Raw genomic sequence first — 23,852 nt, 5'->3', positions numbered from 1 at the left:
CGTGCGAAGGATTCTGCGCGGCCACTCGCGAAGCCCTTGACTTATTTGGAGCGGTGGCTACCTTTGCCTAGTAGGAAGGAATCCCTAGCTCAACTGTCAGATCAAGTACTAGCTATTACAGTTCAGGTTTATGAGGACTATATCAAAGTTACTGTGATCGATTTTACAGTGACCTCCAAAAGAAAAAACTTCTATTATTCCAACGGCGGCGGAAGCGCTGTCTTCTTCCGTTACAATTGTGATTTGAAACGCTTTGAGTTATCGGGCAAGGAGCAGGGAGGTATTTAGGTGATGAACGTTGCTATTTCTTCGCCAACAGTTCTTTCAACAGCGTAATTTTCTCATCCTTTTCTTTCAACAACGCCTTCTTCAGTTCATCCTTCTCGTTCATGAGTTGAACCATTTTGTCGAAGGGGTTGAATGTGCATTGAAAGTTGTGTTGATAGAAGGGCTGTTGGTGACATTCGAGCCATCGTGATTGTTTTGAATGGCTTGAAGCACATGATCTTCGTTGTAGTTCAGAATGGCATCTACCGATGTGCCCAACACTTAGGCAATTCTTCCCAGCGTCACATCCTCCACCTGTTCGCTTTGCTCGATTTTTGAAACGGCTTGCTGACTGATGCCTAGCGCCTCGGCTAACGTTTCTTGCTTCATTTGATGCAACCCGCGCACACGTCCAATCTTTCTACATGTGACTTCTTCTTGTCTCATAATGTCAAATGTAAAAAGGAGCAACACTCATGCCCCAACCCATGCTCCACGCACCCGCACCACACACCCAATCTCCAGCATGTTTCCATCTGGGCCTGAGCCGACCTTTGGCCTGGTCATGGCATGTGCGGGTCTAGCTCAGATGGGAACATGCGGGGCCTCCGCGGCCCGGGAGCGGGGCTATGAAATGGGAGAAAAAATATACAGGAAAGATAGCCTATCGCACAACGCGATGACCACACACCTACTCTTCGCCTAAATTCCTAATCTTCTCCACCCTTCCCTTCTTAAAAACCTGCCGTCCCTTATTCACGCCCTTACGAATCTCCTTCTGTTCCTCCTCCGGCAACGTCAGCACGTGCTGACACTCCTCGCTGCAGCATTGGTTAAACTTTTCAGCACACGCCTTGCATTGAATGAAGAGCAAATGGCAGCCGTCGTTTTTGCAGTTGGTGTGGTCGTCGCAGGGTTGGCCGCATTGGTGGCATACGGCGATGACGTCGTTGGTGATGCGTTCGCCGAGGCGTTCGTCGAACACGAAGTTCTTGCCGATGAATTCGCTGGGCAGGTTTTCTTGTTTGATCTGGCGGGCATATTCAATGATGCCGCCGTTGAGCTGGAACACGTTCTTGAAGCCCTGGTGTTTCATCCAGGCGCTGGCCTTCTCGCAACGGATGCCGCCGGTGCAGTACATGAGCAGGTTCTTGTCTTTTTGTTCCTTCATCAGGTCCTCCACAATCTGCAGCTCTTCGCGAAAGGTGTCAACGTTGGGGAGGATGGCATTTTTGAAATGGCCCACTTCGCTTTCGTAGTGGTTGCGCATGTCCACAATCACCGTGTTGGGGTCCGCGGCCAGGGCGTTGAACTCTTTGGCGTTCAGGTGCACGCCGGTTTGGGTCACATCAAAGGTGCTGTCGTCGAGGCCGTCGGCCACGATCTTTTTGCGGACCAGTATTTTTAGTTTGAAGAACGACTTGCCGTCGTCTTGTATGGCAATGTTGAGGCGGATGTTGTTGAGGAACGGGTAGCCGTAGAGGTAGGTGCGGAACGCGTCTGTTTTTTCGGCGGGCACGCTAATTTGGGCGTTGATGCCTTCGGCGGCCACATAGATTCTTCCCAGCACGGAAAGTGCATCCAGATCCTGATAGAGTTGATCGCGAAAAGCCTGGGGGTCGGCGAGGTGGTGGTATTTGTAGAAAGAGATGGTGACCCGGTTCTGGGTCTCGGCCTGCATCTTCTCCCTGAGAACGCGGCCGTTTACGCGGTTATACAATGCCATAAGAAACGATTAATTGCAGGTTAATCGGCGGCAAAGATAGTGAATTAGTCTTTAGTCTTGAGTCCTTAGTCTTGAGTACTTAGTCTTGAGTTCGTTAGTGCAAAATTCTGTCTTTGGTCGCCAGTATAAACACTGGATCGTACTCAACCCCGAAACACTACGTACTAGATACTCAGAACTCTGGACTAAGGACTCAAGACTATAGGCTAAGGACTATTCCCGGGGCTTGAGTTGGCCACGCAGCAGCTGGTTGTATTCGGCGCAGGTCAGCAGGCCGTGTTCGTTGCAGTAGCCGCAGGTTTTGTATTCGTTGCCAAAGGCGGCCCGCTTCACCACCACATGTTCGCCTTTGCACACGGGGCAGGTCACCTTGCCGGAGGGGCCGCAGTCGATGTCGTAGTTGGTGGAGAGAATCTGGCCCACCACTTTGGGGTCCTGGGTGCGTTGGGTGATGTATTCTGCTTCGGCGCGTTTGAGCCATTGGGCGGCATCCTGAGAGTATTGGCCGTTGGTGCCTTTCAGCTGGATGTATTTGTTAAGCCAGTCGATGCTTTGTTTGTACTTGCCCATGTAGAACGAGTTCTTGCCAAAGTAGAAGGTGAGGTCGGAGGGCACGCTCTTGATGTTGTCGAGCACGTATTGAAACTTGGCGTCGGCGGTAATGTAGTTGCCGTTGTCCATGTAGTAAACGCCCGAGTCGAGTTGCCGAAGGAGCATGGTCTTTTTGAGCTGCTCTTGTTGCAGGATATACTCGTTCACTTTGGCGCCCTCCTGGGCGTGGCTAACCTGGATGGTGGCTATGGCCAGGAATAAAATAAAATACAGTCGGTGCATCAGATAAATCTCTCTTTTGGAAGGTCAAGCCATTCAAGGGCCGCCCCGTAAAATATAGCTTCTTTTGTTTGCGCGTCAAGGTCCATTTCTTCAATAAACTTTCCAATCTCCAGGTCGCCCAGGGGAAAGGGGTAGTCCGATCCCAGGGTGATGCGCGTTGCGCCCTGCAGCTTGATGACATAGTCCAGCATCATGGCGTCGTGTGTCACGCTGTCGACCCAGAATTTGCCAAGGTAGCTTTTCGGGCTCACCGGGTTGTCTATGGCCACCAAGTCGGGGCGGCAATCAAAACCGTGTTGAATCCTGCCGATGGTCGATAAAAACGAACCGCCGGCGTGCGCAAAGTTAACCCTTAGCCTGGGCAATCGTTCAAAAATTCCGCCAAAGATCATGGAGCAGATGGCGCGCGAGGTTTCGGCGGGCATGCCCACCAGCCACGGCAGCCAGTAGCGTTGCATCTGGCGTTCGCCCATCATGTTCCAGGGGTGCACCAGCACGGCCAGTCCCAGCTTTTCGCAGGCTTCGAAGATGGGGAAGAAACGTTCCTCGTTCAGGTTCAGATCGTTGATGTTCGATCCGATCTGCACGCCGCTCAATCCTATTTCTTTGCATCGCTCCAATTCCTGTATGGCCAGTTCGCTGTCCTGCATAGGGATGGTGGCCAGGCCCAAATAGTTTTTGGGATGCTTCACGATTAATTCGGCAATGTGGTCGTTCAGGAACCGCGAGATCTCCAAACCGTCAAAAGGTTTGGCCCAGTAGGAAAACATGACGGGGATGGTGCACACCACCTGCACCTGGGTGTGAAATTTTTCATATTCTTTTATGCGCAGCTCCGGATTCCAGGAGTTTTCCTTGATTTCGCGAAAGAACTGGTTGCCACGCATCATCTTGGCAGCGCCACGTTTGTGGTGTTGCAGGTAGATGAAGTCGCCATAACCGAACTTCTCGGTCCAATTGGGCAATTTCTTGGGAAGGATGTGCGTGTGACTGTCAATCTTGAACATGTAGCGGATAATGAGTTTCGAAATATTCGAAGAATTTCGACGGTAGTCAAATCGGGTGTGGTTGCCGCGCACATTTGAACCCCTCATGTATTCATCCCGGAATGAGAAGGAGAGGGGCTGATTGAGGTGGTGAATTTCTCATTTTGGGTTTGGCCTTCAGGCCGGGTGTGTTTGGTGAGCATGAGGTTGCGATAACCCTGCATTCATAAAACAGGCGAATCCAACCTCTCAACGCTGTTTTTTGTACTCAACATTTTCTTCACGCATACTTTCATCGGGCCTTCACCACCGGGTGGCATCAAATTTTCTTTATTGATGTCAAAAACCCTAATACCAATGACCCCTTTACTGATTGTTTTTTGTATGACTCTCATCTACGGCGTCTGCGTGCTGATCGCCTATAAACTGAGCAAAGTCCTTTTTCCCAAACCCAAAGGAGAGCGTAGCCAATTTGAACGGCCGAACGCCAGGTGAATGAAGCGCAGGAAAAGAAAATGTTGAGCCTCGTCTGTATAAGATGAGGCTTTTTGTTTTTAGTGCCTTCCCTTTCTTTTTCCGTGTGTGCCTCCAGCTGTCCGCAAGCCTGCTTTTGACTGGTATGCCATTCCGACCTAACCTTTCCGTTTGCCCTGACTGCTGTGGACTTGGGTTTAGGGTGCCTGTATCCATCCTCCGTTTATCCTCCGTTTCAAAACGGAGGATAAACGGAGGCTGAGTACAGCCACCTGGGAGGAAAGTGCCGGGCACACCACACCCATATCCAACCCACATCAAAGCCGGTGCCCGGCACCAGAATGCCTTTGCTAACTCGCCTCACACCTTGCACAACACTCCACAACGCGGGCAATTTTGGCTTGCACAAGTCAACAACGTGTGGAAATTTTTCCATCCCCGGACCTGACTCGTTTCTGCCCTGCTTTTAGCTAATTGATTGATTGGTAGGATATTAAACGAAATGCCATCCGCTTGGCATCATTATTTGTATTCTCCTGGCAGAGAAACAATTCAAAACCACATCAACTATTAACCTACAGAACTATGAAACTGATACACCAAAACGGCATCACCCTCAATACAACCATGAAAGTAGTAGGCGCTTTTTTGCTTGGCACCGCCATTGGCACCGCCACGGGTTTGCTGGTGGCTCCCAGCAGCGGAAGCTCCACACGCAAGCAGTTGAAGAAGAAGTCGAAGAAATACAGCCAGGAAGCGCTGGATATCGCCAGCGATTATCTGGACAGTCTGCGCAAAGGCTACAACAAAAAGGTGGATTCCTATGCCGGCAATGGCAAGGCTGCCATCGAGTCGCTGAAAGAATCTGTGAAACTCTAAAACGTGTTGCGCCCATGAAACGCCTGCTGAAAAATCCCTTCCAGCCCTCGCTATCAGCCGCCCTGTCGATGCCCCATGAGCAACACAGCAACGGCAACGTGAAAAAGAACGATGAGCTTGCTGGCCGCGTAGGCAAGAGCAAGCGGGAAATCATGGACCTGATGAAAATATTAAGCACCTTTTAAACCTTATCACTGCACATGAAAACGCTGTTACGAATCGCCGCCATGTTGTTGCTGACCTATGGTTTGCTGAGCCTCACTTCGTGCACCACTACCACGAAGATGGATGTGCGCAGCAAAGCCACCCCAAAAGTGTCGGCCTTTTCGGTCGCCAGTCAGGATGGTGGCGCGAACCTCGCCATGGCGTCGTAGTGCTGCAGTAGAAGAAATCCGAAGGACGTGGGAAGGTATACGACAATGCCTTCACGCATGTGGATGAAAGAGTGATGTTTTCGCTTTCGCAACCTGGAGCAAAAACATCCGAACCAAGTTTCCTATCGGTTAAGAGCCGTCATCTCCGCCTTGATGACGGCTCATTTTTTGGCTATCACTCACGTTGAATGGCTTGTGTGCCATAGGGTTTACGTTGGGTGAGGCGTGTTGTGATCGTGTGGCTTGCACAGGTTGGGGAGAAACTCTATTTTCGCGCAAATATTTCGCGATACGATGTGTGCCCCTTGGGCAATGTTAGCGGTGAGTATTGAACGTTAAACGCTTGTTTTCTTATGCTTTTCAGAGGCACTCTCTTTACCATTCTTTTTACAACTATTTTTCTTACTGGCTATTCGCAAAACCTCGAACTTGAAGTTCTGGCTGGGCCGTCGCTATCCAGCGTGCGGGGGTCAAAAACCATGGATATGTTTTTTGGCAAAAGCCGTCTCAGCTTTTCCACCGGTGTGGGATTGAACGTGCGTGTGCTCAAACAATCGTATTTGTTGACGGGATTGCTGTATGAACGGAAGGGCACATACGGAGAAAACGAACTCCGCGATGGACAAAACAACAGCACGGATCTCATTAAAACCCGTATGAACTACAGCTACATTACGTTGCCTGTGCAATGGGCTGTGCGTGTAGGCCAGAAGGTACGCTATCAGTTTGGCGCAGGTGTTTATGCGTCATACTTGCTGAAACAAACTTATGTTCAGGAGGCTGAGGGAGACTTCTCTCCGAAAGTGACTGCCGAGCAGAACGATCTTACCAAGAAGATCGACGTTGGTGTTGTTGGAAGTGTAGCAGCCTACATCCCGTTGAAAGAGAAGCTTTCCCTGAAGGTGGGTATAGACGAGCATTTCGGATTGATCAACACAAGCGAACCTGCCACCGCCGAACCTTTAAAGCATCAGTCGCTGGCGCTCACGGTCGGGCTCAATGTTACGTTAAAGTAAGCCCAACACTTTCGTGTTAACAATGTGGTGACATCGGGCAACCTTCTCGCGGTTGTGCCGTTAGTGCTGCGCGTTTATATCAGCCAAACACCGTGGCAAAGATAAAATAGAGGATGATGCTGAGAATGAGCACGGCATACATTATAAGGTCTACCCGCACATAGGGTTTATATTCCTGATAGAGCGCTTTCAATTTTTTAAACATGCCTTTCCGAAAGAATTTTGGAGCCTGATTGTAATTTCTGTCAGGCAAAGGTAACTATTTGAGCGCATATCCGTCAGAACAGGTGCTTGCTTCAGCCCTTCAAATTTATTTTTTGCATGCCATAGGGGTATGTTTGCATTTGATTGTCTGAAACACAAATCAACCCCTTTACCCCAATGATCCGAAGTTTAAGTTTTGTATTTTTTGTCCTGATCAGCATCCAGGCGTTGAGCCAGGAGAAAGTTACCCTCAATGGTTATGTACGCGATGTGAGCAATGGTGAAGAGCTTATCGGCGTCACCGTCTACATCCCCCAGATGAAGGCAGGCACCATGACCAATCCCTATGGATTCTATTCGCTCACGCTTCCCAAAGGAACCTACGAAGTGCAGTTTAGCTATGTGGGCTACTCCGCGCAAACGGTTACGGTGAACCTGCAAGGCAACACCGAACGCAACATTGACATGCTGGGCGAGAGCACCATGATGCAGGAAGTGGTGGTGAGCGACAAACGTGTTGACGAAAACGTGGTGCAGTTGCAGATGAGCAAAAACACCCTCGACATGAACCGCGTGCGCAAATTGCCCGCGCTGTTTGGCGAAGTGGACATCATCAAAAACATTCAGATGTTGCCCGGCGTAATCACTGCCGGCGAGGGCACATCAAGTTTCTATGTGCGTGGCGGCAGCGCCGATCAAAACCTGATCCTCATCGACGAGGCGCCCATCTATGATCCTTCTCACTTGTTCGGTTTGTTCTCGGTGTTCAACGCCGATGTCATCAAAGACTCTGAACTCTACAAGGGAGGCATCCCCGCGCGTTTTGGCGGCCGACTCTCTTCCATACTTGAAGTGCGTACCAAGGATGGCAACAACAAGCAACTGAGCGGGTCGGCCGGCATTGGCACCATGGCCAGTCGCCTCATGATTGAAGGGCCGATCAAGAAAGACAAAAGCTCGTTCATTATCTCGGCCCGTCGCTCGTATGTGGATTTGTTTCTGCGCGCAGCCAACAACGACAACCTGGTGCACTTCTATGATGTGAACGCCAAACTCAACTGGCGCCACAATAACAACAACCGTTTCTTCGCAGCCTTCTACTCAGGACGCGATGTGTTCAACTTTGGCGACCAGTTTGGTTTTGCCTGGGGCAACCGCACCGCCACATTCCGCTGGAACCACTTGTTCAACGACCGCCTGTTCTCCAACACCTCGGTCATCCTCAGCAACTTTGATTACAAGCTTGAGTTGAAAGATCCCGTGCAAGGCTTCAAGTGGACGTCGAACCTGGAAGAGCTTAGTGTGAAAAACGATCTCTCATATTTCATCAACACCAACAACGACCTCACGTTTGGCTATCACATCACCGGCCGTAGATTTTCGCCCGGTCGCATTTCGCCCAACACCGAAGCATCGATGTTCAAGGAGATCAACCTGCAACACATGTTTGCCATCGATCATGCCCTCTACATCAGCAACCAGCAACGTGTAAGCGAAAAGATCACGCTCGACTATGGTCTTCGGTTGTCGATCTTCCAAAACGTAGGCTCCACAGACTTGTATCTGTACAACGACCCCCAGAACAACAGCCGCCCCGTGCGCACCGACACCGTGCACTATGGTGCCTGGAAAAACATAAAGACCTATGTGAACCTGGAACCCCGCGCGGCCATCCGCTACATGCTGGCCGACGGACAATCGCTGAAGGCATCGTATAACCGCATGGTTCAGAACACGCACCTTGTGGCAGCGGGCACTGTGCCCGTGCCCTTCAACACCTGGAACCCCAGTGGCTATTACCTCACACCGCAGTTGGCCGACCAGGTGGCGTTGGGATATTTCCGGAACCTTCGCGACAACACCCTCGAGTTTTCGGCAGAGGCTTACTATAAAGACATGAAGAATGTGACCGACTTTGCCGACAACGCCAACATCTTCTTCAACCAGGATCTCTCCACCGAATTCCGTCAAGGCAAATCATGGTCCTATGGTCTGGAGTTGATGTTGAACAAGAAGGAAGGCAAACTCACCGGCTCTGTGGGCTACACATGGTCGAAGACGATGCGCAAAGTTCCCGGTGTGAACGGAGGCATGGAGTTCCCGGCAAACTACGACCGCCGCCATGTGTTGAACATTCAGGCCGCCTACGACTACAGCCCACGCTGGACGTTTGGTGCCACCTTCACCTACAGCACTGGTCGTCCGGTGACGGTGCCCACGGGCAAGTTTGAATACGAGAACTATCATCCCGATGTGATTACCGAACGCAACGGCTATCGCCTGCCCGTGTTCCATCGCCTCGACTTGTCGGCTACCTATTCGCCCAAGAAAAACGACAACCGCCGGTGGAAGGGAAGCTGGGTGTTCTCGGTCTACAATGCCTACAACCGTCAGAACCCGTTCACCATCTATACCCGCGTGACCAAGAACAAGGATGGCGACATCATTGGCGACGGCTACACCAAAGAAGCCCGCATGATCTACCTGTTCCCCATTCTGCCTTCGGTTACTTACAACATCAAATTCTAAGCTATCACGTCTATGAAAAATATACTTATCGTCGCTCTTTTTGCCCTGGCCCTGGCCGCCTGCGACAAACCCATTCGACTTGACCTCGGGCAAAGCACACCGCGTGTGATCATTGAAGGCCAGGTGACCAACCGGTTGGGATCGCAATATGTGAAGGTGTCGCGTTCTTCAGACTTCTATCAGACCGGCCCCTCGCCGCGCATAACCAACGCCATTGTTACGGTGAAAGACAGCGACGGCAACGAGATCATGTTCGAACACAACCCGCGCAACTATGCGGATTCAATTGGATATTATTTGCCGCAGACTGCATTTGTGGGCACCATCGGCAAAGACTATCACCTTCGCGTGGAAGTGGATGGCCAGGTGTATGAAGCCGACGATCACCTCTATAGCGTGACCAGCATCGATTCGCTGGCGTTCCGGGTAGACGATGATGAAAAGGATGATCCCAAAGATTATAACAAGTTCTATGAAGTGCTTCTTTACGCGAAGGAACCACAGAACACGACTGACTATTATCTGTTCAAGTTCTATCGCAACGACTCGCTGAAGGTTGATGACGACAACGAAATTTATTATAGCAACGACGAAGCCCTTGGCGAGAGCATAGACGGTATCTCATCGCCCGTATTCTTCGGGCCCGGCGACAAGGCCACGGTGGAAGCCTACAGCCTTAGCCGCAGCGGCTATGTGTTCTATGACGATTTGCAAAAGCTGCTCAACACCGACGGCGGTTTGTTTAATCAGCCGCCGGCAAATTCACGCACCAACCTGACGAATGGAGCCTTTGGGTTCTTTCATGCCAGTGCAGTGAATTCGAAAACTATCGTGATTGTTGAATGAGGGGGAGAATGAGGTGAGCCGTCAGTGATCTGCAATACCCAGCTGATCGTGGCGGACCAATCATGGGCCGGGAGACGTTGTCTCCCGGCTTTTTGTTTTTATGCCGTTTAGTGATTACCCCTTTTTGCGTGTCGTGATGCCGGCTTGCCGACACACTTGCAGCACTGCTATCTTCCCGCCCCGCCGGCGTCTCAACTTCCCGATTATTGTATTAATTTGGGCGGATGGTTATGGTCTGACCATGCGGGCCGGGTGCCTTTGTGGACGTAATCGCTTTTTAATCGAAACCCATGAAAAGAATTCTCTTGTTGTTTTGTGTGCTTGGCCTGGGCCAGCAGCTTTTGGGCCAAACGGTTTTGCAGAACAACCCGGCCAGCATCCGGTGGCGGCAGGTGAACACCCAACACTTCCGCGTGCTGTATCCGGTGGGTTATGATGAGCAGGCGCAACGGGTGGCCAACACCCTGGAGCATCTTCACGATCCGGAGGCCCGCACGCTGGGCTCGTCGCCGCGCAAGATTTCGGTGGTGTTGCAAAATCAGTCTTCGGTGTCCAACGCGTTTGTGTCGCTGTTGCCACGACACTCGGAGTTCTACACGATGCCGCCCCAGGACTATAACTTTCTCGGCACCAACGACTGGCTCAATTTGCTTATGTCGCACGAGTATCGTCACGTGGTTCAGTTTCAGCACGCCACGCGGGGATTTAACCGCGCGCTCTACTATCTGTTTGGCAACACCACGCTGGTGGGCATGGCGCAGGTCGCAGCCCCGCAGTGGTTTTGGGAGGGCGATGCCGTGGCCACGGAAACGGCCTTCACCCCCAGCGGGCGCGGGCGCATTCCCAACTTCGGCCTGGTGTTCAAAACCAACCTGCTCGAAGGACGATCCTTCAACTATCACAAACAATATCTCCGGTCCTATAAACACAACATTCCAAACCACTACGTGTTGGGCTACCACATGGTGAGCTATCTGCGACGCAAGACAGGCGACCCCGACGTGTGGGGAAAGGTGACGGCGCGCTCGTGGAATGTTCCCTTCATTCCCTTTGCCTTTTCGAATGCCATACACCATCACACCGGCCGCTACGTGACGCAGCTCTACAACGACATGGCTGCCGATCTCAAAAAAGAATGGCAGGCCGAAGTTGACAAGCTGCAGCTCACGCCGTTTGAAAAAGTGAACAGTCGTCCGTCAAAAGCCTACACCGACTACCACTATCCGCAGGCACAATCCGATGGGAGCGTGGTGGTGATGCGCCAGGGCATTGGCAACATCGAAGAATTTGTGGAGTTGAAGGGAGGCACGCAACGTCGCATTTTTGTGCCGGGCTTCATCAACGACGCCGGCATGTTGTCGGTGGCGGGTTCGAAGATAGTGTGGAGCGAATATGGCTATGATCCACGGTGGGGCGTGCGCAACTATTCGCTCATCAAACTCTATGACCGCGCCACACATCAGCGCGTGGTGCTGGCCGGCCGGCACGAACGCCTTAGCGGCGCGGCCCTCTCGCCCGACGGGCAACGCGTGGTGGCGATGCGCTCGGACACCGACTACAAGAATTCAATCGTGATCCTCGACGTGGCCACACAGCGCGTCTCGAAAACCTACGACAACCCGGAGAACTTTTTCTATGCCATGCCCCGCTGGTCGGACGACGGAAAGAAAATTGTGATGCTCAAAAACACCGAGGACGGCAAAACCATTTCGATGCTGGATGTGGAGAGTGGAGCCCTGACCGACCTCTTGCCCGTGAGCCAGGAAAATGTTGGCCACCCCGTGGTGCATGGCCGCTACGTTTTGTTTAACTCGCCCGTGAGCGGCATCGACAACCTGTATGCCCTTGACCTGGAAGGCCACACGCGCTACCAGGTCACGTCAAGCAAATACGCCGCCTACAATCCGTCGGTATCGCCCGATGGAAAAACAATATTCTACAACGAACAAACCCGCGATGGTCTGGATGTGGTGAAGGCACCGTTCGATCCTTCGGCCTGGAAAACCTTCGAGACACCAGCACCCTCGGTGGTCGGGTCGCTCTACAACAACCTTGTGGACCAGGAGCATCATGCAAACCTGCTCGACAGCATTCCGCAAACCAAGCTGGCCGTTAAAAAATATTCGAAGTTCAAAGGCATCATCAACCCCTATAGCTGGGGATTGTTTGTGACCAACAACCTGGCGCAGATCAATGCCGGCGTGACCTCGCGCGACATTCTGAACACCACACAAATCAACGCGGGCTATCTGTTCGACATCAACGAACAAACTTCCTACTGGAATGCCGGTGTGAGTTATCAGGGGTGGTATCCCATCATTGACCTGAGCGCCCAAACCGGCGATCGCGAAACAAAGAAGTCAGACTTCGGTCTGAAGCAGAAATTCAACTGGCGCGAAACAACGCTGGAAGGTGGTGTGCGGTTGCCGCTGGTGTTCACCAACTCAAAATACAGCCGTCAGCTTACCGTGGGCAACGCCGTGGGGCTTACGCGCATCAGTGACTTTGTGAACACGGTGAGCAAGAACGGTGTACAGGTCTACAAAGGACCCGAACGCGTCACACCGGCATTCGATTCGCTGGTGTATATGTATAAGGATCAGCTGAACCGCGGCACACTATACTACAACCGGTTCAATCTCTCGTTCTACAACCTGATGAAACGCAGCCAACGCGATTTTCTATACCGCTGGGGACAAACGCTTGACATAGACTACTACAGTGCACCCTATGGCGGAAGCTATCGGGGAACGTTGTTTGCTGTTCGCACGGCGTTTTATTTTCCCGGCCTGGCCAAACATCACTTCGCCTACTTGCGCGTGGCCAGCCAGTATAGCCAGCAGGACATCGAAACGGACATGTATACGTTCCGGAACCGCATTGCCCGGCCCCGTGGGTTCAGCTATCCTACTGACCAGCAATTCACAACGGCCTCGATCAACTATGCGCTGCCGTTGTGGTATCCCGACATCGCGCTGGGGCCTATCCTGAACATTCAGCGGATCAAGGCAAACTTCTTCTATGACTATGGCAAGGGAACGGGCAGAGAGTATTATTACAAGCCCAATTCCAACGTGGTCTACGTGTCTATGAGCGACGCCACCTACCAGTCGGTGGGGGTGGAAACAACGTTTGATTTCAACGTAATGCGCTTTTTGCCCAAATTCGAAGCGGGGTTCCGCACCACCTATAAGTTGGCCAACAGGTATGAAAACAGCGGGGTTGTTGTTGAATTTTTGATTGGGAATATCGGTTTCTAATAGTTGAAAATAGATGTTTTAAAACCTATTTTTGGCCTTCGAACTAATCAGACGAATCTAAAAATCTATAATCGACAATGGCAGAAATCATACGAATGCCCAAAATGAGCGATACCATGACGGAAGGAGTGGTAGCCAAATGGCATAAGAAAGTGGGGGATACCGTAAAATCTGGCGAACTGATGGCTGAAATCGAGACCGACAAGGCGACGATGGACTATGAATCGTTCAATACCGGCACGGTGTTGTATCTCGGCGTATCGGAAGGACAGGCAGTGCAGGTGAATGATGTGCTGGCCATTGTTGGAAACAAGGGAGAAGACTATTCGGCCTTGCTGTCGGGTGCTGCCAACGCCGCCGCATCGGGAGGCAAAACAGACGATACAAAAGCCGCCGCGGCACCAGCACCTGCTGCCACCGCCACAGCAACGGCTCCGGCCATCGACACCAGCGGCATTAAAGCCGAAATCGTGTTGATGCCCAAGATGAGCGACACCATGACCGAAGGTGTGATTGCCGCCTGGCACAAGAAAGTGGGCGACGCCGTGAAATCGGGCGAACTCCTGGCCGAAGTGGAAACCGATAAGGCCACCATGGAGTATGAATCCTACAACACCGGAACCCTCCTCTACATCGGGGCCGAAGCCGGCAAAGCCGTGACCGTGAATGGCGTATTGGCCGTGATCGGAGAAAAAGGCGCTGACTTCCAAACCCTGCTCAAGGCACACGAAGCCAAAGGCACAGGCGGAGCCGCTCCGGCAGCCTCGGGCGAAAAGAAAGCAGAACCCGCAGCAACCGCTGCCACCACCGAAGTATCGTCCGATCATTCTTCCAACGGCCGTATCAAAGCCTCGCCGCTGGCCAAGAAGATGGCGAAAGACAAAGGCATCGACATTGGCAAGATTGAAGGCTCGGGCGACCATGGCCGCATCACCAGACGCGACGTAGAAAACTATAAACCATCGGCCGCACCGGCTGCCACGGCCCCTGCCAAAGACGGCAAAGCTGCCGCTGCTCCGGTTGTGTTGCCCAAAGTTGTGGGACAAGAAAGCTTCGAAGAAGTGCCCGTGTCGCAGATGCGCAAAGTCATCGCGAAGCGTTTAGCCGAAAGCAAATTCAGCGCCCCGCACTTCTATGTCACCATGGAAATCAACATGGACAAAGCCATCGAAGCCCGCAAGAGCATCAACGAGATCAGTCCTGTAAAAATATCGTTCAACGATATGGTTATCAAAGCCGTAGCCGCAGCGTTGCGCCAGAACCCCGACGTGAACGTGAGCTGGCTCGGCGACAAAATGCGCAAGAACCACCACATCCACATCGGTGTGGCCGTGGCCGTGAAAGACGGACTGCTGGTTCCTGTGGTGCGCTTTGCCGACAACAAATCGCTGTCGCACATTGCCGTGGAAGTGAAAGACTTGGCACAACGCGCCCACGACAAAAAACTGCAACCTTCTGATTGGGAAGGAAGCACGTTCACCATCTCCAACCTGGGCATGTTTGGCGTAGAAGACTTCACCGCCATCATCAACCCGCCCGACGCGTGCATCCTCGCCATCGGCGGCATCAAGGAAACAGCCGTCGTGAAAAACGGTCAACTGGTTCCGGGCAGCGTCATGAAAGTGACTCTTTCGTGCGATCACCGCGCAGTAGATGGCGCCGTGGGAGCGGCGTTCCTCAGAACCTTTAAAGGCCTGTTGGAAGATCCCGTTAGAATCCTGATTTAATCAGTTCAATACAAAAACTCACAAACCCCCGAAACCTTTTTCGGGGGCTTTTTATTTTTATCGATATGGAAAAGATACACGCCACCACCATCATCGCCGTGCTGCACAATGGGCAGATTGCCATTGGCGGTGACGGCCAGGCCACCATGGGAAACTATATTGCCAAGAGCAACGTGAAGAAAATCAGGAAGCTGCAAGACGGAAAAATCCTCGCGGGCTTCGCCGGATCAACTGCCGACGCGTTCACACTCATTGAGCGGTTTGAAGAGAAGTTGAATAGCTATGGCGGCAACATGAAACGTGCAGCCATCGAGTTGGCAAAGGACTGGCGCATGGACCGGTTTCTGCGTCGCCTCGAAGCGATGCTCATCACCGCGAACAAAGACGAGATTTTGATCTTATCAGGAACGGGCGATGTGTTGGAGCCCGACAATCAGGTGGCCGCCATCGGGTCGGGGTCAATGTATGCGCAGTCGGCCGCGCTGGCCCTGAAGAAGCATGCGCCGCATTTGACGGCGGAGGAGATTGTGCGGGAGAGTCTTACCATTGCGGCGGATATTTGTATTTATACGAATCATAATTTGGTGATTGAGAAGTTGTGAGGTTCTTCTTTTTAATTCTTTTAAGAAGTTTTAGGGGGAGGGCAATGTGATGGTGCTTGGTGCGTTATTTTGGGTACATAACCTTTAACAATAAGAGAGAGGCCGCTTGGAGCGGTCTCTCTTTTTTTTGGAGTTGAGGGTTTTGTGATAGGAGGGTGTGTCTCTTAAAAGGTCTTCTCGCATTTCATAGCCCCGCTCCGGGGCCGCGGAGGCCCCGCATGTTCCCATCTGGGCTAGACCCGACCCGCGCATGCCATGACCAGGCCAAAGGTCGGCTCAGGCCCAGATGGGAACATGCTGGAAGGGGTGTGTGAGTGTGGGTTTGAATTTGAATGTGTAGATTATGTGAGTGTGTCATTGCATTTTGTGACGTACGGCATTGTGGATATGTTGGGTCTTTGATGGGAACGAATCAAAGGGTCACGATGAGATTGGTGGTGATATGTAACGGCAATGATGCCACATCATGAAAAAAATACGTTCTCGTTTCTGCCGACGATCAACCCCCTGCACGATCTCCAAAAACAATTTTCTGCTCACAAATCCCGGAAGGGTTTGTGTGGCTCAGGGAAAACTCAAGAGGTATGTCGATTTGTCGGGAGTCGTTCGAATTATTCACACTCGAACCCCACACCCACTCACACTCTCGCACCTTCCTCCAGCATGTATCCATCTGGGCCTGAGCCGACCTTTGGCCTGGTCATGGCATGTGGGGGGTCGGGTCTAGCCCAGATGGGGACATGCGAGGCCCCCGCGGCCATGAGCGGAGCTATGAAATGCACGAAAACCCAACCGAAAAGAAACACTATCATCCCCAACGCTCAGTCAGAGCACATCGCCTAACGCGAGGCATTATCAATAGCCTTCAATATCCCCACACAAGACTCTTCAATCTCCTCCGGAGCAATAGTAAGCGGCGGAGCAATCCGAAAGCTATACGGATGACTAAGAAACCAATAACAAATAATCCCCAACTTCTTTGCTTCCTCAACAATACGCGACACAAACTCCGCCGAGTCAAAGTCAATGGCAAATAGAAGACCAATGCGGCGCACTTCTTTTATGCGCGGATGTTTCAACAATGTCTCGAAAAGTTCTCCTTTTGCCTCTACGCCTTCCAGAAGCTTTTCATCTTCAATAACCTGTAGCGTGGCAAGTGCCGCGGCACAACACACCGGGTTGCCACCAAAGGTGGTGATGTGGCCCAGCATGGGGTCGTGGGTTAGGGACTTCATGAGGGTTCGGTTGGCCACAAAGGCGCCTATGGGAAGACCGCCGCCAAAGGCCTTGGCCACGGTAAGGATATCGGGCACGATGCCAAATTGTTCGAACGCGAAGAGGGTGCCGGTGCGGCCCATGCCGCACTGAATTTCGTCGAGGATGAGCAGGGCTCCGGTTTCGTCGCAGCGTTTGCGCAGGGCCTTCATGTAGGCCTTGTCGGGCACGCGCACACCGGCGTCGCCCTGAATGGTTTCCACGATCACGCAGGCGGTTTGGGTGGTGATGGCGTCGAGCTCGCCGGGCATGTTGAAGTGGATGAAGCGCACGTCGGGAAGCAGGGGCCGGAACGCCTGCTTCTTCACCTCGTTGCCCGACACGCTCATGGAGCCATGGGTGCTGCCGTGATACGACTTCCGGAACGATACGATCTCTGTGCGGCCGGTGTAGCGCTTGGCCAGCTTCAGGGCGCCTTCGTTGGCCTCGGTGCCCGAGTTCACAAAGTAGCAGCAATTGAGCGACGGTGGGAGCAGGCTGGTGAGCTTGGCGGCCAGCAGGTTTGGGGTGGCCTGTATGTATTCACCATACACCATCACGTGCAGGTGTTTGTCAAGTTGGTCTTTGATGGCCTGCACCACCACGGGGTGGCGATGGCCGATGTTGCTCACGCCAATGCCCGACACGAGGTCGGTGTAGCGCTTGCCTTCCGGCGAATAGAGGTAGATGCCTTCGGCTTTTTCGACGGCGATGAGGTAGGGGGCGTCGGTGGTTTGCGCCAGGGAGTTGAGGAAGGTTTCGCGGCTGAACTGGTCCATGCCTCAAAACTAGGAAGAAAAGCGGAAGGGTGGAAAAAACAAAAGTCCCACAGTGGTGTGGGACTCAAGAAACTAACTAACTCTCACAAATGAACTAAGTCTTGATGTGTATTCAACTTCGACCGGCGTGTTTAGCGCTGGCCAGAGTTGAGATACAGCGGGGTGAATCCTTGGGAGGACCCATTATCTTTGATAAGATACAGTGTTGCGTGAAGTGGACTATGCATTAACCGACACGGAAACAAGCATGCCGATGACGATGACCAAAGCCAGGACCAAAACTTGTTTCAGTCTTGAAGAGAGTCTCGCGTTGGCGATGTCTCTGTAGTCGATGTTGTTCATGTAAGCCATAATCTTTGCGTCTGATGTGGATCAAATGTCGCAAGGATCTGCGAGGGGCATCAGAGAAAAAAAGGCGAAATCCTACATCGGTAGCAAAATTTGAGGAGGATGCGACAAATGCACAGTGATGCAGGTCGCTCTTCCCGCGCTATGACACTAGGGTTTGGTGTGCTGATTGTAGGCGTCTACGAGGGTAATGAAATCCTTGATGATCTCATTGGGCACGGTGACGGAGAGGTGATACTGTTCTATTTTCCAGCCCTGTTTTGTTTTTCGAAGTACCCCAGAGCCGCGGCAAACTCCCATCCAGGTTGTTAAAAGTTCTGAAAACCATGCATTTTTTTCGTCAGATGTTACATGGAGGTCGCGGTCGTAGGGTTTAAAATCCCAGGCCTTGCCTTTGTCGAAGTAGGGCATGGCGAACGAAACGAATTCGGTTTTGGTCCAGCGCTCCTTGGCGTCGGTGCCAATGTACACCCCGTTGTCGGCAATGCTTTCAAAGAAGGCTTTGCCGTTGGCCTGGCTGGCGGCGAGGTGCCATTGGTCGATAAACTGGTTGATTTCTTTTTCGGTTTGCTGCGCACCGGCGGTGAAGGAGAGCAGGAGCAGAAGGGTGATGTAGCGAAGGCGGTTCACGATGCGGTCAGGAATTTGATGGGTTCGGACTCGGGCAGTTGGTTCACATTTACCTGCTTCAAGTTAGGCAAAGATAAGGTAAATGTGGTGCCCTGGTTCAACACCGATTCCACCGCGATGGTGCCCCGCAGCATTTTCACCGACTCGCGCACCAGAAACAGACCGATGCCCGACCCCTTGGCGTTGTCGCTGGCGCGATAGAACATTTCAAAAATCTTATAGATGTGCACGTCGGCAATGCCAATGCCGTTGTCTTCGATGCGCACCACGGCCCCCTCGGCCTGAATAGTCACTTCCACCCGGATGAATGGCCGTACCTTTTCGAGGTCGGCATAGCGCACGGCATTCGACAACAGATTCTTCAGGATGATTTCCAGCCGCGTTTTGTCGGTGTGAAATTCTCCACCGCTGGTCTCCACAATCTTGTCGATCCGTTCCGCATGGGGAATGAACTGCAACCCCTGAAAGATGTCGGCCAGAATGGATTGAACGCTCACCTTTTCGGGCTTGATCTGCTGCCGTTTGTTCTTGGCATAGTCGGTGATGTCGCGGATAAAGCCCTCCATTTTGTCGATGCTTGAGCGCATCTTTTCGAAGTAGTGGCTGTGTTCAGGCACGTGCATTTCGCGCTCGGCCAGGTGCACCAGGCCGGCCATAGACGAGAGGGGCGACTTGAGGTCGTGTGCCGAGCTGTAGATGAACCGGTCGAGCTCTTCGTTGAGCCGGTTCAGTTCGATGTTTCGTTTTTCCAGCAGCTGCGATTTGCGTTGGATCTCGTCGAACTGAGCCTTCAGCTTGCGTGTCATCTTGATGAAGGCGCCGGAGAGGTTGCCCATTTCGTTGGTCACGCCGGGTTCTTTCAGTTCGTCTTCGTTCAGCCCCTGGGTCACCATATACTTGCTGATGCTGTGCGACAGTTTTTTGATGGGCCGCGTGAGGCGTGAGGCCGTCACATAGGTGAGCGCCAGGGAGATGATGATGGAGGCGATGCCGAGAATGATGTAGGAGATGAGGCTTTCGTGGATGAGGCGGTTGGCGTGGTCGTCAGACAGGGTGGAGATGGTGGTGAGCTTGGTCGAAATGTTGTTGGTGAGCGCGTTGAGCCGGCCCAGCAGCCCTTGCGTTGGCACCAGCCCGATTTCTTCGTCGAGCGTAGCCAGCTGGTTGAAGTTTTCCTTGTAGGACTCAAGCAGGTGGATGACAAAGCTGCTTCCCGACGATTCCGAAAGTTTCACCCGCAGCGAATCGGCCAGGTGGTTGAACTGTCGTTTATAGGATTTTTCCTTCCGCAGAAAATAGTCCTTCTCGTGACGGCGCAGGCTCAGCACTTCCACCATGCTGATGTCTTCTGTATGTTTCTCCAACTCGTGGGCAAACTTGCGCATGCGTCCTTCCACGCCATAGTCTTTGAATCCGCGGTAGATGATTTTGTCTTTGATGGCCACAAACGTGCCGTTGTAGGTCTTGAGCACGTGGTTGATGCTATCGAAAAGCGAGTGCACTTCGGGCGACAGTTCTGCCAGCGTGTTGCTCAGCAAAATGTTTTCCTGGAGAATGAGGTCAAACACGCTGTCGCGTTCCTGCAGGATGTTGCTTTGGGAGGTGCGATAAAATTCCTGGTTGATGGTTTCGAACCGCAGGAAATCGAGATCGAGCTTTAGCAGGCGTTGAATCTGGGTGCGCTCGTTTTCAATTTTCTTGGTGAGGTCGTAGATGCTTTTGTTGCGGGCCAGGTAGTGATAGGAGAGCGCGGAGATGATGACGACATTCAGCGCCAAAATGCTGAAGGCGAGAAAGAGGCGTTTGCCAATGGTGTCGATAGTCCAAAGCATGTTGCGACAGCAAAACTACGATTCGTTTGCCACGATATCGGTCGCCACATATTACTAAAATATGAATTCTCAACGGGTGCGATAGAGCGCACGCATCACCCCTCAGGGGCAACGGTGTTGAAAGAGCAAAGTATGGAAACTGGGAAGTAAGGAGATTATCCCTCGTAGAGTTTCAGGAAATCCATCACTTCCTGGCGCACATTGCGCGTACTGGTCTCGTCGTAGGGCTCGGTGGCAATCGACTTGAACAGTTCGCTCACCACCGTGGGTTTGAAACCAAGTTCCTGTGCATAGATGGTGGCCACTTCCAATTCCACATCTTCCACCACTTCGTCGAGGTAGATCATGTAGACCAGGTGATAGATGGACTCCAGCTTTTCGACTTTGTCGCCCACCGAGTTAAATTTCAGGTTCGAGATGTCTACGTCGGCGTGTTTGAGGTCTTCCGGGTTGAGGTGCAATTGAAATCCCCACTTGAGGAGGCAGCGCAGGAAGCGCGTCTCAATTTTTTCGTCGCCGAGGAAGAGCGCGAGAATATTAAAGTAGCTTCTTTTTACAGAGACTAAGTGTTCGGTGTTCTTCATAACGGAAGGGGTTCTTTTGTCTAACTCCGCGTGCGGTGTCATAGTAGTAATTTCGGTAAAAATAAGGGATGAAAATTAAATAACTGTCATTTATTATCTAACAGTGTTACAGGCCTTTTGTTGCCCGTTTCCGGCTTTTTGTGGCACTTTTTTCGGGTATGGGTTGAGGGTTGGAATGCCGACTTGTCTATGACTCATCCTAAACCCGCACTTTCGTGCTACCGGCAATACTTCTGTTGGAGGGGTGCCACGTCGGGGGCTCCGAGGGCCCGGGCTTTCTTCAGGTCAGCACAGGCCAGGTCAAATTTTTTGACCTCGGCGTTGGCCATGCCCCGGAGTGTGTAGGGATCGCTTTTCTGCGGGCGCAGCAAGGTGGCCCAGTTGCAGTCGGCCACTGCTTCGTCGTATTGTTTCAGGCGCAGGTTGCAACGGGCCCGTCCTTGAAAGATGTCGTAGTAGATGTCGGGCACATCGGCCGGTTTCATCACGCTTTCAAAGGAGGCGCCATACACATCGGTGAGGTTGTCGTTGAAAAGTTTTTTGCCAAGGGTGAAGTAGGGCAGGGCTTCTGTGGGGTTGTCCATCTTGTCGAGATAGAGTGTTCCGATTTCATAGAGCAGGGTCAGGCTTCGCGGCTCCTGGTTGTGGAGGTGTTTCAGGGCCTGGATAGACTCGGCATAGTTGCCCAGATAGAACTGGCACACAGCAATTTGCCGCAGTGTTTCCACGCGCGCGGGGTCTTCGTGTTTTTTGAGAACGAGGTAGTGTGCCACGGCTTCAGAAAAATCTTTCTGCTCAAAGCGTTGGTCGGCAATAGACTGCAGGGTGTGCAGGAGGCTGTCGTGCGCAAAGCGAAACCGAATCTCCAGAGGATCTTCCTGCCCCAGGGTTTGGATGAGCGCGAAGGCATCGTCGAACTGGCCATTGGCAAACAGGTGGTCTACCTGTTGCAGGGCCTTGCTGTTGGCCTGGTAGTGTTGGGTGCGTTGCTGTTTCACCACATAGGTGGCGGTGTGCAACAACGCGAAGCAAAATCCGGCAATGACCGTGAACACAAGGAAGGCCAGGCCCTGAATTTTGAAATATTCTTTACCAAAGGTGTATTGCTTTTGCTGTGCCATTTGCCAGCGCAGAAACCGGCGTCGGTTCTCTTCGCGCTGGTCTATCTCGTCGGGCTCCGGCTGGTTGTAGTTCATCATCGCGTCATAGCGCGATTTTTTGAGCGGGTCGGACAGGGTGTGATAGGCTTCGTTAATGACCTTGAACATTTCTTCGGCCTGGCGGTTGCCGGGGTTCCGGTCGGGATGGTACTCCATGGCCAGCCGCTTGAAGGCCGCTTTGATTTCAGCTAGGTCGGCTTCGGGGCGTACGCCTAAGATGTTATAGAAATTGTTCATGCACGAGCGCCTTCCATTCTCTAAACGAATTTAACGCGAAAAATTTTCAGTTGACCCCGAGGTTTTTTACATGCCGACCCGTTGAGACCCGCACCACTTCATCCTAACCCAGTGAGCGACAGGCAAAAAAAGAAGCGGCTGCCCTGGGATGGGGCAGCCGCGTTGGATGTTATCTGAGAAATGGTGACTAGATTTTCGCCAGTTCCTGAACGAGGTCGATGAGCTTGTTGGAATAGCCCCACTCGTTGTCATACCACGATACCACTTTCACGAACTTGTCGTTCAGTGCGATACCGGCTTTAGCGTCGAAGATAGACGTGCGGGCGTCGCCCAGGAAGTCTTGCGACACCACATCGTCTTCGGTATAGCCGAGGATGCCTTTCAGTTCGCCTTCCGATGCATCTTTCATGGCTTTCTTAATCTCTTCGTAGGTAGCGGATTTCTCCAGCTTCACCGTGAGGTCAACCACCGAAACGTCGGCCACGGGCACGCGGAACGACATGCCGGTGAGTTTGCCTTTCAGTTCGGGGATCACCAGGGCCACAGCTTTGGCAGCACCGGTAGACGAGGGGATAATGTTCTGGTATGCACCGCGGCCACCTCTCCAGTCTTTTGCTGAAGGGCTGTCCACAGTTTTTTGAGTGGCCGTAACGGCGTGTACGGTGCTCATCAGACCTTCGGCGATGCCGAATTTGTCGTTCAACACTTTTGCAATAGGGGCCAGACAGTTGGTCGTGCAGGAAGCGTTGGAAACGATGGTATGTTCAGCGGTAAGTTTTTTATGGTTCACACCCATCACGAAGGTAGGGGTGTCGTCTTTTGCAGGGGCAGAGAACACTACTTTTTTGGCACCAGCGGCGATGTGTTTTTGTCCGTCGGGAATAGTAAGGAACAAGCCAGTAGATTCTATAACGATTTCGGCGCCTACTTCTGACCATTTCAGGTTAGCGGGATCTTTCTCGGCAGTTACGCGAATTTTCTTTCCGTTCACTACGAGGCTACCGTCTTTTACTTCCACGGTGCCGTCGAATTTGCCGTGCGTAGAGTCATACTTAAGCATGTATGCCATGTACTCAGGGTCTACAAGGTCGTTGATTCCAACGATCTCGATATCTTTGCGCGAGATGGCAGCTCTGAACGCCAGGCGACCGATGCGGCCGAATCCGTTAATTCCTACTTTAGTCATTGTATTTGTCTGGTTTAAATTTCGAGATCAAAAATAAATTACCCAGACACCAAAACCAACGAAATAAAATACGGTTTTAGAAAAATTTTATCGCACAGGTTTGCAAATCAAGAACTCG

At 52.2% G+C, this 23,852-nt stretch carries 22 protein-coding genes; 10 read left to right on the top strand and 12 right to left on the bottom strand.

The features are described from left to right. On the top strand, positions 1–288 hold a 288-nt coding region (locus JI741_RS32660; protein ID WP_236676285.1), incomplete at its 5' end, for a hypothetical protein. A gap of 261 nt (positions 289–549) precedes the next feature. On the opposite strand, the gene JI741_RS26550 is transcribed toward JI741_RS32660, so the two are convergent. The 4 genes from JI741_RS26550 to JI741_RS26535 form a co-directional block, all read right to left on the bottom strand. Beyond that, complete coding sequence (locus tag JI741_RS26550; protein WP_202014747.1) at positions 550–714, bottom strand: helix-turn-helix domain-containing protein; 165 nt, start codon at positions 712–714, stop codon at positions 550–552. A 244-nt stretch (positions 715–958) separates the two neighbouring features. Further along, positions 959–1,993, bottom strand: a complete 1,035-nt coding sequence (trhO, locus tag JI741_RS26545) for an oxygen-dependent tRNA uridine(34) hydroxylase TrhO (RefSeq protein WP_202014745.1) — start codon at positions 1,991–1,993, stop codon at positions 959–961. Positions 1,994–2,206: 213 nt separating this feature from the next. Then, on the bottom strand, positions 2,207–2,827 hold the full coding sequence (locus tag JI741_RS26540; protein WP_202014744.1) for a hypothetical protein: 621 nt from the start codon (positions 2,825–2,827) through the stop codon (positions 2,207–2,209). After that, positions 2,827–3,834, bottom strand: coding sequence for an amidohydrolase family protein (locus JI741_RS26535; protein WP_202014742.1), 1,008 nt, complete (start codon positions 3,832–3,834; stop codon positions 2,827–2,829). Before JI741_RS26535 ends, JI741_RS26540 begins: the two co-directional genes overlap by 1 nt. A gap of 1,038 nt (positions 3,835–4,872) precedes the next feature. Here JI741_RS26535 and JI741_RS26530 point away from each other — a divergent pair. The 4 genes from JI741_RS26530 (at position 4,873) to JI741_RS26515 (ending at position 6,556) form a co-directional block, all read left to right on the top strand. After that, complete coding sequence (locus JI741_RS26530; RefSeq protein WP_202014740.1) at positions 4,873–5,166, top strand: YtxH domain-containing protein; 294 nt, start codon at positions 4,873–4,875, stop codon at positions 5,164–5,166. Between the two features lie 14 nt (positions 5,167–5,180). Further along, positions 5,181–5,351, top strand: a complete 171-nt coding sequence (locus JI741_RS26525; RefSeq protein ID WP_202014738.1) for a hypothetical protein — start codon at positions 5,181–5,183, stop codon at positions 5,349–5,351. A 15-nt stretch (positions 5,352–5,366) separates the two neighbouring features. Continuing rightward, positions 5,367–5,540 carry a hypothetical protein gene (locus tag JI741_RS26520; RefSeq protein WP_202014736.1) on the top strand — a complete coding sequence of 58 codons (174 nt, stop codon included), beginning with the start codon at positions 5,367–5,369 and terminating at the stop codon, positions 5,538–5,540. Between the two features lie 353 nt (positions 5,541–5,893). Then, complete coding sequence (locus tag JI741_RS26515; protein WP_202014734.1) at positions 5,894–6,556, top strand: outer membrane beta-barrel protein; 663 nt, start codon at positions 5,894–5,896, stop codon at positions 6,554–6,556. A 79-nt stretch (positions 6,557–6,635) separates the two neighbouring features. On the opposite strand, the gene JI741_RS32895 is transcribed toward JI741_RS26515, so the two are convergent. Beyond that, positions 6,636–6,761 (bottom strand): hypothetical protein, encoded by a 126-nt coding sequence (locus JI741_RS32895; RefSeq protein ID WP_255534594.1) that lies wholly within the window; start codon positions 6,759–6,761, stop codon positions 6,636–6,638. Positions 6,762–6,937: 176 nt separating this feature from the next. On the opposite strand from JI741_RS32895, the gene JI741_RS26510 reads away from it, so the two are divergent. The 5 genes from JI741_RS26510 (at position 6,938) to hslV (ending at position 15,724) form a co-directional block, all read left to right on the top strand. Beyond that, positions 6,938–9,289, top strand: coding sequence for a TonB-dependent receptor (locus JI741_RS26510; protein WP_202014732.1), 2,352 nt, complete (start codon positions 6,938–6,940; stop codon positions 9,287–9,289). Positions 9,290–9,301: 12 nt separating this feature from the next. Further along, positions 9,302–10,135 (top strand): DUF4249 domain-containing protein, encoded by an 834-nt coding sequence (locus JI741_RS26505; protein ID WP_202014730.1) that lies wholly within the window; start codon positions 9,302–9,304, stop codon positions 10,133–10,135. Positions 10,136–10,425: 290 nt separating this feature from the next. Next, positions 10,426–13,395, top strand: coding sequence for a TolB family protein (locus tag JI741_RS26500; RefSeq protein WP_202014728.1), 2,970 nt, complete (start codon positions 10,426–10,428; stop codon positions 13,393–13,395). Positions 13,396–13,472: 77 nt separating this feature from the next. After that, complete coding sequence (locus JI741_RS26495; protein WP_202014725.1) at positions 13,473–15,122, top strand: pyruvate dehydrogenase complex dihydrolipoamide acetyltransferase; 1,650 nt, start codon at positions 13,473–13,475, stop codon at positions 15,120–15,122. 65 nt (positions 15,123–15,187) lie between these two features. Further along, entirely contained in the window at positions 15,188–15,724 is a 537-nt protein-coding gene (hslV, locus tag JI741_RS26490) for an ATP-dependent protease subunit HslV (protein ID WP_202014723.1), read from the top strand. A gap of 839 nt (positions 15,725–16,563) precedes the next feature. Here hslV and JI741_RS26485 read toward each other — a convergent pair. The 7 genes from JI741_RS26485 to gap form a co-directional block, all read right to left on the bottom strand. Then, entirely contained in the window at positions 16,564–17,757 is a 1,194-nt protein-coding gene (locus JI741_RS26485) for an aspartate aminotransferase family protein (RefSeq protein WP_202014722.1), read from the bottom strand. 219 nt (positions 17,758–17,976) lie between these two features. Next, the gene (locus JI741_RS32890) at positions 17,977–18,108 is read right to left on the bottom strand and encodes a hypothetical protein (protein WP_255534593.1); all 132 of its coding nucleotides are present in this window, start codon (positions 18,106–18,108) and stop codon (positions 17,977–17,979) included. A gap of 147 nt (positions 18,109–18,255) precedes the next feature. Next, positions 18,256–18,735 carry a nuclear transport factor 2 family protein gene (locus tag JI741_RS26480; RefSeq protein ID WP_202014720.1) on the bottom strand — a complete coding sequence of 160 codons (480 nt, stop codon included), beginning with the start codon at positions 18,733–18,735 and terminating at the stop codon, positions 18,256–18,258. Beyond that, positions 18,732–20,567, bottom strand: coding sequence for an ATP-binding protein (locus tag JI741_RS26475; protein WP_202014718.1), 1,836 nt, complete (start codon positions 20,565–20,567; stop codon positions 18,732–18,734). Before JI741_RS26475 ends, JI741_RS26480 begins: the two co-directional genes overlap by 4 nt. Positions 20,568–20,722: 155 nt before the next feature. Then, complete coding sequence (locus JI741_RS26470; protein WP_202014716.1) at positions 20,723–21,151, bottom strand: hypothetical protein; 429 nt, start codon at positions 21,149–21,151, stop codon at positions 20,723–20,725. A 218-nt stretch (positions 21,152–21,369) separates the two neighbouring features. Beyond that, positions 21,370–22,548, bottom strand: coding sequence for a J domain-containing protein (locus tag JI741_RS26465; protein WP_202014713.1), 1,179 nt, complete (start codon positions 22,546–22,548; stop codon positions 21,370–21,372). A 187-nt stretch (positions 22,549–22,735) separates the two neighbouring features. Then, the gene (gene gap / locus JI741_RS26460; protein WP_202014711.1) at positions 22,736–23,734 is read right to left on the bottom strand and encodes a type I glyceraldehyde-3-phosphate dehydrogenase; all 999 of its coding nucleotides are present in this window, start codon (positions 23,732–23,734) and stop codon (positions 22,736–22,738) included. Between the last annotated feature and the right edge of the window lie 118 nt (positions 23,735–23,852).

The organism is Chryseolinea lacunae (genome assembly GCF_016735595.1).
Lineage (GTDB): Bacteria > Bacteroidota > Bacteroidia > Cytophagales > Cyclobacteriaceae > Chryseolinea > Chryseolinea lacunae.
The sequence above is the reverse complement of the archived record's forward strand: the minus strand, read 5'-3'. Positions and strand labels throughout refer to the sequence as shown.